We start from the raw sequence: 11867 nt of genomic DNA, 5'->3' as shown, positions 1-11867 counted from the left end.
CTAGTGTGCTAGCTTGCCGACGCGCTCAATAAAGCTTTTTCGATACGGTGGTAAACATACAGTTCAGATTCAAAATCAGCATTAGCAAAGAATTAAGGTGAGACAATGCTCGACAAGGTCTTTGACAAAAAGAACAAAACTGTTAGCCGCCGGGATTCATCTAAAGAGGGGGCCAGCACTTCCGAGACCGTAGGCACCTTGGAGGTTGATGAGTCCAACCGCATTACCCAAGGTTTCTTAGGAGCCATCGACAAGATCGTCTCAGTACAGTCTTCCGTCATCATCAGCTACGTCGAAGGTCTAAAGAAGCGCAACTCCGACGCCAGCCCGGCTCAGCTCCAAGCACTCATTGACAAGCACTTCATGAACATCATCACCGGCACGGGTGCCGCCGCCGGTGCCTCCGCTGCTATCCCCGGTATCGGCCTCGTCACCGGCGCAGCCACCGTTGGCGCTGAATCCCTGGTCTTCCTCGAAGCAGCCGCGTGGTACATCCTCGCCTCGGCGCACCTGCGCGGTGACGACATCCGGGATAAGGAGCGCCGCCGTGCACTCGTGTTGGTGGTGCTCACCGGCTCCCAGGGCAGCGCCTTGGTCGATACCTTTGTGGGCGATGTGACCTCACTGTCCGGTGTAACCTCCGCGGCTACTCTCTCGCGCTTCTCCGGCCCTACCCTCAGCGGCCTCAACGGCCGCCTGACCAAGCTGTTTATGAAGCAAGCCACCAAGAAGCTGAAGTGGGCGTGGGTGTCTAAGCTGCTGCCGATGGGTGTAGGCGCGGTGTTGGGAACAACCGCCAACCGCAAATTGGGCCGCCAAGTTATTGACCATGCCAATACCCAACTCTCCCCCCTGCAGGGGGAGTAAAGGCCGCGAAACGCGCCCAGGATAGTGGCCAAACTTACAGGGCCCGTATCATAAAGGAAGACACTTTTCGGGGTGCCTTTCGCACCCGTGGATTGGCCTACTAGAGTCGAATAAAGACAAACTTAGAAGCACAGAAAGAGGCGAGCATCTGCCGTGAGCAACTCGAGCATCTATGGCCCGAATGCGTGGCTGATTGACGAACAGTTTCAGCAGTACTCAAAGGACCCGAACTCCGTAGACAAGGAGTGGCGCGAGTACTTTGAGGCCAACGGGGCACCGAAGTCGGCCGCACAGTCCAAGGCTGCGGACGCTCCGGCCACCACCCCCGCACAGAAGAAGGGCGCAGCACCAGCTGCAGAGAAGTCCCCTGCAGCTCCGGGCGCCAAGGCACCGAGCGACTCTAAGGCTTCCGCCGCGGCCGCTAAGTCCGCAAAGAAGGCTGAAAAGAAGTCCGAGTCCCCGCTGGATCGCATCAAGGATGCACCGGAGCCGGGCTCCCGCGTGCTCAAGGGCATGTTCAAGGCAATCGCCAAGAACATGGACGAATCCCTGGAGATCCCCACCGCCACCACCGTGCGCGACATCCCGGTCAAGCTCATGTGGGAAAACCGTGCGATGATCAACGATCACCTCAAGCGCACCCGCGGCGGCAAGATCTCCTTCACCCACATCCTGGGCTACGCCATGGTCAAGGCAGTTCAGATCCACCCGGACATGAACGTGCGCTACGAAATCCAGGACGGCAAGCCCACCGTGGTTCAGCCGGAGCACGTCAACCTGGGCCTGGCCATCGACCTCCCGCAGAAGGATGGTTCCCGCGCCCTCGTCGTGGCTGCCATCAAGGAGGCAGAGAACAAGACCTTCTCCGAGTTCATCGATGCCTACCAGGACATCGTTGACCGCTCCCGCAAGAACAAGCTGACGATGGATGACTTCTCCGGCGTCACCATCAACCTGACCAACCCGGGCGGCATTGGCACCCGTCACTCCATCGCCCGCCTGACCAAGGGTTCCGGCGCCATCATCGGTGTCGGCTCCATGGACTACCCGGCTGAATTCGCCGGCACCTCCGCAGACCGCCTGGCTGATTTGGGCGTTGGCCGCCTGGTTACCCTCACCTCCACCTATGATCACCGCGTTATCCAGGGCGCTGAGTCTGGTGAGTTCCTGCGCACCATCGGCCAGCTTATTCTGGACGACGCCTTCTGGGACGAGCTCTTCGAGTCCATGGGCGTTCCCTACCAGCCCTTCCGCTGGGCTGCCGACGTCCCCAACACGGGCGTCGACAAGAACACGCGCGTCATGCAGTACATCGAGGCCTACCGCTCCCGCGGCCACCTGCTGGCTGACATCAACCCGCTGGGCTGGAAGCAGCCGGGCCTGCCTTGGCCGGATCACCGCGACCTGGACCTGGCTACCCATGGACTGACCATCTGGGATCTGGACCGCACCTTCAACGTCGGTGGTTTCGGCGGCAAGGAGACCATGACTCTGCGTGAGGTGGTTACCCGCCTGCGCTCCGCTTACACCCTCAAGGTTGGCTCCGAGTACGCCCACATCCTCGACCGCGATGAGCGCGGCTGGCTGCAGGAGCAGATTGAGGCCGGCATGCCGAAGCCGACCAACTCTGAGCAGAAGTACATCCTGCAGAAGGTCAACGCGGCTGAAGCCTTCGAGAACTTCCTGCAGACCAAGTACGTAGGCCAGAAGCGCTTCTCCTTGGAGGGCGCTGAGTCCCTCATCGCCCTGCTGGACTCCATCGTGGACACCGCCGCTGGCCAGGACCTCGACGAGGTCGTCATCGGTATGCCGCACCGCGGCCGCCTCAACGTTCTCTTCAACATCGTGGGCAAGCCGCTGGCAGATATCTTCGGTGAGTTCGACGGCAACTACAAGGGCGGCCAGCTCGGCGGCTCGGGTGACGTGAAGTACCACTTGGGTGCTGAGGGCGAGCACCTGCAGATGTTTGGTGACGGCGAAATCAAGGTCACCCTGGCCGCTAACCCGTCTCACCTCGAGGCCGTTGACCCGGTCATGGAAGGTATCGCACGCGCTAAGCAAGACATCCTGGACAAGGGCGCGGAGGGCCACACGGTCGTGCCGATCATGCTCCACGGCGATGCTTCCTTCACCGGCCTGGGCGTGGTCCAGGAAACCATCAACCTGTCCAAGCTGCGCGGCTACACCACCGGCGGTACCGTCCACGTGGTCGTCAACAACCAGGTTGGCTTCACCACTACCCCGGATTCCGGACGCTCCACGCACTACGCCACCGACCTGGCCAAGGGCTTCGACTGCCCGGTCTTCCACGTCAACGGCGACAACCCCGAGGCAGTTGTCTGGGTGGGCAAGCTGGCCACCGAGTACCGCCGCCGCTTCGGCAAGGACGTCTTCATTGACCTCGTCTGCTACCGCCTGCGCGGCCACAACGAGGCCGATGACCCGTCGATGACCCAGCCGCTGCTCTACGACATCATCGATGACCACAAGTCCGTCCGTGAGCGCTACACCGAGGAGCTCATCGGCCGCGGCGACCTCTCCGATGAAGAGGCAGAGGCAGCTGCACGCGACTTCCACGATCAGATGGAGTCCGTCTTCACCGAGCACAAGAAGGCGCAAGAGGCTGGACCGAAGGAGCAGACCGGTATTACCTCCTCCCAGGAGCTGACCCGCGGTCTGGATACCTCCATCACTGCCGAGGAACTCGCCGAGATCGGCGATGCCTACGGCACCCCGCCGGAGGACTTCGAGTACCACAAGCGTGTTCGCAAGGTTGCCAAGGACCGCCAGAAGACCTCCCGCGAAGGCGGCATCGACTGGGGTTGGGGCGAGCTCATCGCCTTTGGCTCCCTGGCCAACTCCGGCAAGGTCGTGCGCCTGGCCGGTGAGGATTCCCGCCGCGGTACCTTCACCCAACGCCACGCGGTGGCCTTCGACCCGCACACGGGTAAGGAATACAACCCCGTTGCGCACCTGGCTGAGTCCAAGGGCAATGGCGGCAAGTTCATGGTCTACAACTCCGCGCTGACCGAGTACGCCGGCATGGGCTTCGAGTACGGCTACACCGTGGGTAACCCGGATGCTGTCGTGGCCTGGGAGGCACAGTTCGGTGACTTCGCCAACGGCGCTCAGACCATCATCGATGAGTACATCTCCTCCGGTGAGGCCAAGTGGGGCCAGCTGTCCAGCCTGATCCTGCTGCTGCCCCACGGCTATGAGGGCCAGGGCCCGGACCACTCCTCCGCCCGCATCGAGCGCTACCTCCAGCTGTGTGCTGAGGGCTCCATGACTGTGGCACAGCCGTCCACCCCGGCTAACCACTTCCACCTGCTGCGCCGTCAGGCTCTCGGTGAGATGAAGCGCCCGCTCGTGGTCTTCACCCCGAAGTCCATGCTGCGCAACAAGGCTGCTACCTCCTCCGTCGAGGACTTCACTGAGATCAAGAAGTTCCAGTCCGTCATCAATGACCCGAACTTCGTTGACATCAACGGCAAGAAGGTCGGCGATACGGACAAGGTCAAGACCATCATGCTGGTCTCCGGCAAGCTCTACTGGGAGCTGGCCAAGAAGAAGGAGGCCGACGGCCGCGACGATATCGCTATCGTCCGCGTGGAGATGCTCCACCCGATTCCGTTCAACCGTCTGCGTGAGGCTTTCGAGGCTTACCCGAACGCAACGCAGATTCGCTTCGTACAGGACGAGCCGGCGAACCAAGGTCCGTGGCCGTTCTACAACGAGCACCTGCGCGACCTCATCCCGGATATGCCGGAGATGGTCCGCGTGTCCCGCCGCTCGCAGTCCTCGACTGCTACCGGTAACGCGAAGGTTCACCAGATTGAGCAGAAGAACCTGCTGGAGGAAGCTTTCGACATCTAAAGGCGCTTAAAGCCGACGGCGCTGGCCAAAGCCCAGCGCCGAGCAAGGCCCCGGCCACCACGAACTCACAGCGAGTGTGGTGGCTGGGGCCTTTTCTTGCTTGTGTAACCCGGGTTGCCTCCCCTACCAGACCACAAAAGCCGCGCTGCGCGCTCAGCCACCCGCCCTCCATTCTCCCTTACTCGCCCTTCGCGCTCACCGTGAGCCTCAAACAGCAACCGCAAGCACTCCCGGTGAGCGCAAAGGGAGACGCCCATATGAGTGAGTGCTTTCTCAGATTCCCCACGAAAGGCTAGGCAGCGTTGCACACGTAGATAAGTCTGTGGCACAACCTCTAAGTGATCCATCCGTCAACCGGCGCGATTGATCACGCTGACGCCCTAGCCGACGACGACGGCAGACACCCCTTCTCATGTGGCATCGAACCTCGACAGGGCAAGTGGATCGCCTCAGTGTGATTGAGCAAAAAGAAACGCCCGAGCATTAGCTCGGGCGTTTGCTCGTGGTTTACTCAACCACTGCCGTGAGGCCGGTCGGGCCCCTGCGGATACCTAGTGCTTAGGAATCCTTGCGGCGGCTAGGACGCAGAATCAGAGCTGCACCAGCGATGAGTGCCAGTGCCACACCAATGAGGCCTAGGACGTTAGCACCTGTGTTGGCAAGCTTGCCAGACGAGGTGCTCTTGGAAGAGGCCGGGGTGCTCGATGTCGTTCCTGGCTGGCTAGCCTGGCTCGGCTGTGCACTCGGAGTCTGCTCAGCCGTCGGCTGTGCTTCCGTGCTCGGTACCTCTGGCGCCTTCGGTTCCTCAGGCTTCAGCGGCTCTGCTGGCTTGGCCGGCTTCGTCGGCAGCTCCGGAATGTGCGGAGGCTTGAAGAAGTGGGCCAGTGCCGGCGGAATAATCGCCAGCGGGATGAGCGGCCACAGGCTGCTGAGATCCGGGATGCTCGATGTACCAGGCTTATCCGGCTTTTCGCTCGGTTCCTGGCTCGGGTCGTCACCGGGCTCTTCGCTCGGCTCCTGGCTCGGCTCCTGGCTGGGTTCCTGGCTGGGTTCCTGGCTTGGATCGTCACCGGGCTCTTCGCTCGGCTCCTGGCTTGGATCGTCACCGGGCTCTTCGCTCGGTTCCTGGCTCGGTTCCTGGCTCGGATCGTCCGTCGGTCCCTCGCACTTGCACTTGGTACCGACGCGCAGCTTGCGCGGCTGCGGGTCCTTGATGACTTCCTCAGAAGTCTCCGGATCGCCCTCCGGCACGCCGTCCTTGAGCTTCCAGGTCTTGGTTACTTCCTTCTCACCGTATTCGCCGGCTTGGTCTTCAACGACCTCACCAACTTCCAGGTTCGGGTCGTACTCAATGATGGTGTCGTAAGGAGTGTTCTCCTTGTACGTATCCGTCAGCTCAGTCTCATGGTGCGTCGCAGGACCAATCTCGATGATGTGCGTGGTCGGATCGCTTATCTTTTCAGTGGACTCGTCCTTGGTGGCTTCACCATTCTCTGCATTGACAGTGATGGTGTGCTTGATCTCGCCCTGCTTGCCCTGCTGGATGATCTTCCTCTCACCAGGCTGCAGCTCAGGGTTAACGCGCACCTCAACCTCAAACGGGGTGTTCTCAGTCCATTCGATGACCGTGGAGGCAGGCTGGGCCTTGGTGCCCACGCGAATGATCTGCTTGGTCGGCTCCTTGGTGCGCTCAGTAGTCACTGTCGGGTCGCCAGAAGGCTTGCCATCCACGATCTTCTGGAGGGAGGTTTCAACCTCGGTGCCGGTCTCGCCCTGCTGGTCGACGACCTGCTTACCCTTTTCCAGGGTGCTGTCGAAGACGATCTCAGTCTCAAACGGAATCGGCTTCTCAACCTTGGTCACCACAGAGGTGTCATCAGCCTTCGGACCGTACTCGATGATCTCGTTGATCGGGTCCTTGGTCTGCTTCTCCTCAGGGGTCACCGTGGCATTGCCGGCCGTGGCGGAGAAATCAGCCGTGTAGGTCTTCTCGCCAGGCACGCCCTTCTGGACCACCCTGCTCTCGCCCGGCTTCAAATCCGGGTTCGGGCGGGTTTCAACCTCGAACGGAACCTCGGCAGTCCAGGTGACCTTCTCAGATGCCTCGGAAGGCTTGGTGCCTACCTTGATGACCTGATCAACCGGCTGTTTGGTGATTTCCTCGGTGATCTGCGGGTCACCCGGCTTGGAGTTAACAATGTCTCGCTTGATCGTCACCGTCTTCTCACCAGGAACACCTTCGGTCACAACCTCAGACGTACCGGCAGGCATGTTCGGATCAAACTCGATCTTCACACCGAACGGAACCTCAGACTTCACGGTCTCAGTGGTGGTTCCAGTGGTCTTGGTGCCCACACGGATCTTGGCATTCTTCGGCGCCTTGGTCTGCTCCGTGGTGATGCTCGGTTCACCAACAGGCTTGCCGTTCTCAATTTTTTGGGTGGAGGTGATGGTCTGCTCACCCGGAACGCCCTCTTGGTCGACAACTTGCTTGCCGGACTCGAGGGTGTCGTCGTAAACGTACTCGATCTCGAACGGGACCTCTTGGGTCTTCTTGCTGGTCAGCTCCTGATCAGGGATGCCCGGGCCAACCTCGATGATGCGTGGCTTGGCTTCCTTGGTGGTCTCTTCCTCAGCAACCTGGGCCTTGTCACCCTTGGCGGTGAACTTGGCGGTGTAAGTCTTCTCGCCGTTTGCACCCTCCTGAAAAACCTTGATCTCACCTGGCTTCAGGACCGGGTTCTCGCGAACCTCAGTCGGGTACGGGATCGGAACCGTCCAAATGACTTCCTCGGCACTCTCGGCAGGCTTGGTGCCGATGACAACGACCTCGTTGACCGGGTCCATCGGCTTGCCTGTTTCTGGATCAACGACGCGCTCCCATTCGCCGTCCTTGTTCTTCTTCTCCTTGCCCGGCTCACCCTCGGCCTCAACCTGGTAATCGCCGGCAGGGATTTGGTCGGAGTACTTGTACTCAACCTTGAACGGAACCTCGCGCGTCGGAACGTCGACAACGTTCACCACTGCATAAGCGGTGTCGGTAGAACCGTCCTCGTAGGTCACGGTAACTGGGATCTTGACCTGGTCACCTGGCTTCGCATCCGCGGGTGCGGTTGCGGTGACCTGGCCATTGTCGTCAATGCTGACGTTCCAGCCGGTAGGAACATCGCCCAACTTGTATGGGTTTTCCTTCGCGACGTTGACGTTCTCCGGCTTGTCGAGAGCGACCGGTAGCGTTGCGGTCTCGCCCGGGTACACCGTCTCCTCAGGATACGTCGGGTTAGCCTCCCATTTGTTGGTCAGCTTCACCACGGTGCCAACAGGGACCTCATCAATCGAGCCGTCAGGGTAAGTGACGGAGACGTGGTACTTGCGCCTATCGCCGGGCTTAGCGTTTGCCGGTGGGGTCACTGAAACTTCGCCGGTGGCGGGATCGATCTTGTACTTCCATCCGTCAACGGTGTCTTCAGTTTTCGGCTTGTCGCCGTCCATGCCGAAGGAGAAGGTCGAACCATCCGGAATGTTATTCCGATTGACGTTTCGCTTCACCTCTTCGCCCGGGGCCGCATCCTGAACGGAGTAGGAAGGCTCATATACATCATTCTGCGACTCCCGCACTTTGAACGGCGCCAAGACAGTGTCCTGAGAACCGTCGAGGTAGGTCACGGTCACAGGCACCTGGATGCCGTCTCCGGCCTTGGCGGTTGCTGGTGGTGTTGCGGTGACAATGCCGGTTTCATCAACATTGACCACCCAACCATCAACAGTGTCAGGCGCGCTAAAGCGCTTCGACGGCTCTGTAGCCAGATCACGCTCAGGAATCTTCGTATATTCCGTGATGGAGGAAGCGGCACCCTCGCCCGGCTTGGTGGTCTTCTGCTCATATTTCGGTTCATAAATCTGACGCTGCGCGCCCTGTGCCACCACAGTAGCGATGGTGAAGTCCTTCGACCCATCCTTGTAGGTCACACGAACTGGAATATCCGCAGACGAGCCCGGAAGAACGTTCTTACCAATTGGCGTGGTGATCTCACCGGTTTCCGGATCGATCTTCACCTTGTCCCAGGTGAGGTTACGCGGCGGCGCAATGTAATCCGGGTCCTTCGGGTCAGTCACGAGGGAGAAGCGCGGCTCAGAAGCATCACTCAGGTGCGTACGGTCGACATGGCTGGTCACCGTGGTCCCGATCTTGCCGTTTACCGTCGGGTAGGTTGGTTGGTTGATTCGCGAGTACGAACCGACAACAGTGAAGTCTGCTGGTACCTCAGCCGTGGAGCCATCCGGGTAGACGACATGTACTGGGATGGAGACAGCCTCACCGTTCGGAATGTTCGAGCCCGGGGTTGCTGTAACAGTACCGCTTTCGTCGATACTGAACTCCCAGCCCTTCGGCCAGGTCTTCCTATCAGGCAGCTTGAACTTGGCTAGCTTCGGGTCAGGCAGCAGGCTCTGGAAATCGGACGTAACCGAGGCCCCTGCCTTGGTCAACTTCGGCAGGTAGTGCGCGGTATCTTCACCCGACTTGTCACCGATCACACTGATGGTGCCGGTGGTGATCTGCGGGTTTGCGCCGGTGGCATAATACACCTTCACTGGCACGGTCAGCTGCGCACCAGGGAAAATATTATCCGGGATAGTGGTGGATAGGACACCGGTGTTCTCATCAATCTTGATAGTCCACCCACCGGCCTTGTACTCGGTGGTGCCATCCTCGAAGGTGTAGCGGTTCGGCTCTTCGTCCGTTTCCTTGCCGCCCTGACCCACCGGAGGCATGACTGGCTGGAGCGATACCTCTTCACCAACCTGGCCAGAGACTGCGGCGTAGTCCGGCACCTTCACACTGTTGATAACCTGGAAACTCGTCTTGACAGTATCGGTCGTACCATCAGGATAGATAGCCTTGATCTCTGGTGTGATCGTGGAGAAGTTCGGGGCATCCACAGGCGAGGTCGCGGTAACCTTGCCTGTCTCCTTATCCACGGTGACCGTCCAACCGTTAGGAACGGTGCCCTCGACCACCTCATAGGACTTTGGCGGGACCGCGTCGCGATCCTCAAAGGAGGCCTCCACGGTCAGCTGCGCGTCCATGCTTTGGCCCGGAATGCCCGTGGTGGTTCCAGGGCTAACCAGAGTAGTGACCTGGGTATTGTTGGGGTCCACAGTCACAAGCAGCGGGATGATATCCCGCGAGCCGTTGGAGTAGGTCACGATAACACGTGGCTGCGCAAAGGTGCCCGGGTTTGGGTTCTTCGGTGCAGTGACGGTGACCTCGTAGGTGTCGGGGTCCATCTTGGCTTCCCAGCCTGAGTATACAAACTGCTTATCCAGCTTGACCTCGGCTTCAACACCACCGTCCTCACGCTTTTTTACCAGATTGGCGATCTTGTCACCGGCTTGCGGAAACTTGATAACCTGACGCTCCGTGATAACAGGTCCGTTCGAGCCCTCTACACCGGAGATGATGGCCTGCTGGGCAGGGTCATACTTGGGGTCGTGGAACTGGGTGTCGTCGAAGCTCCACTGATGGTTCGCGATAACGTTCGCCTGGTTGTAGCGGGTCAGCGAGTTGGAGCTGTCGAAGACCCCGCCGCCGCCAAAGGCGTTGTTGCGAGCAGCAGCCTGCAACTGGTCGACGGTACGGGGCTTAGCCAGCACGCTAAAGCGCATGCCCTGCTGGTCGCTCAGCTTCGTGCCCTTGTACTCAGGCATGGTGTAGAAGATCTCGCCGGTAGTCTCATCAATACTCACGCTCGACGTGCCACCACCAGAAGCATCGGTGTCACTCGTGCCCATGAAGTTACCCTGCGCGTCGTAAGCCTCCACGACCATGCGGGACAGGGAATCGTCCGTGCCGCCGTTCTGCACCTTGGGAACGTTGATCTTGCCGACCTTGAGCTTCTCGCCGGGCCTAATGACCAGTTTTTCTTGGTTCTCCCACGAGACCGTAATTGGGTTACATTCAATATTCTCGCTCGGCCACGGGTTTACAGTAGCGCTGAATTCCGAGCTGCGACCTTGTGTGGCTTGCAGCACACCCGAAGGATTGTCCTTCTTGTAATTGCCCTGCCAGGCGTAGCGCACGGGATTGTCGGCAGTGGCCGAAGCGAACTGCTTGACTTTGTCATCGGTCAGCTCTGCGTAGAGATTCAGGTTTCGTTGTGTGCGAGAACCAGTAATGTCAATGCTTTCGTCGGCCTTGTCAGTGACGCTCTTGTCAAGGAAGGTCTGGCCGGCCTCCATGGAAGGCACCTCGCCGGGATTCAAGTAGTCGCCAAGGTTCCCCGTATTGGTGAAGTACCAATCGGCGAATGTGCGGTCCTTCGAGTTATCAAAGGAGACGCTTAAGCCCCACAAGGTCTTGTCGGGGCTGGTACTACTCGGCTCCTGGATGTTCCAGCTAAAACCAGCCTGGCTGTGATTAGCGGTGTTGGCCTCTTTAACAACACACGAACCGGCCGGCAGGTCGGAGGCCTGCTGGGCGTCCTTCTCCACCGCGCCGGACTTGTCGCGGATGCCGCCAGTGAACGGAGCGGCGGTGGCCTCGGGCATCACGGTGTTAAAAGAGGTGATGCTCAGCCCACTGAGCGCGAGTGTAATAGCAGAAAGAGCTGCCATCCCTTTACGGGAAGAGCGTCGCCGAGCGGTGTCGTTCCTTGATGCATTCATTCCTTAGGTCCTTTCAAAGGCAGTACCCTGCTCCACCCCACAGTGCGGAAACCCGAAAGTCGCAGAGACTTCTCAAGACAGTTCCTCACAGATTCCCTACAGAGTTGACAGGAAAAAGGCAGGTGAATGCTAAAAAGAATCCCCTCCCGCACATAAAGTCGCAATAAAAAAAGGATTTTACCTGCACTTTTTAAAAATAAACACACAACTATATGGCAAATATAGATTTCCCAGAATTGCCAGCCCTGTGCGATACTCTCCGGTTTCTGCACGTAGAGGGCGGGCGGTGCGGGGAGACGTCGCCAAGCTAGGCGCGTTCAGCGCCGTTTTATACAGTCCTAGGTTTGTGATGTCTAGCGACTTTTTGGACACGGAGTCCAGGATGTTTTTGGACGGGATGTCTAGTGGCTTTTTGGACGTTTGCGGCGGTGGAATAGCCGGATGGCTATTCCATTGCA

At 59.4% G+C, this 11867-nt stretch carries 3 protein-coding genes; 2 read left to right on the top strand and 1 reads right to left on the bottom strand.

Annotated elements, in window-relative coordinates; translation table 11 throughout:
• The first annotated feature begins 105 nt into the window (after window positions 1-105).
• Entirely contained in the window at window positions 106-867 is a 762-nt protein-coding gene (locus HMPREF2967_RS08470; protein WP_070531255.1) for a hypothetical protein, read from the top strand.
• 153 nt (window positions 868-1020) lie between these two features.
• Window positions 1021-4743, top strand: a complete 3723-nt coding sequence (locus HMPREF2967_RS08465) for a multifunctional oxoglutarate decarboxylase/oxoglutarate dehydrogenase thiamine pyrophosphate-binding subunit/dihydrolipoyllysine-residue succinyltransferase subunit (RefSeq protein WP_070686028.1) — start codon at window positions 1021-1023, stop codon at window positions 4741-4743.
• Between the two features lie 558 nt (window positions 4744-5301).
• Here HMPREF2967_RS08465 and HMPREF2967_RS08460 read toward each other — a convergent pair.
• The gene (locus tag HMPREF2967_RS08460; protein ID WP_083312607.1) at window positions 5302-11409 is read right to left on the bottom strand and encodes a YPDG domain-containing protein; all 6108 of its coding nucleotides are present in this window, start codon (window positions 11407-11409) and stop codon (window positions 5302-5304) included.
• Between the last annotated feature and the right edge of the window lie 458 nt (window positions 11410-11867).

The sequence above is a fragment of the Corynebacterium sp. HMSC059E07 genome, from assembly GCF_001814395.1.
In the GTDB taxonomy this organism is placed as follows: Bacteria; Actinomycetota; Actinomycetes; order Mycobacteriales; family Mycobacteriaceae; genus Corynebacterium; species Corynebacterium hesseae.
The sequence above is the reverse complement of the archived record's forward strand: the minus strand, read 5'-3'. Positions and strand labels throughout refer to the sequence as shown.

Coding starts and splice junctions, on each gene's coding strand:
- HMPREF2967_RS08470 (WP_070531255.1), top strand. CDS start 106: ATGCTCGACAAGGTCTTTGACAAAAAGAACAAAACTGTTAGCCGCCGG.
- HMPREF2967_RS08460 (WP_083312607.1), bottom strand. CDS start 11,409: ATGAATGCATCAAGGAACGACACCGCTCGGCGACGCTCTTCCCGTAAA.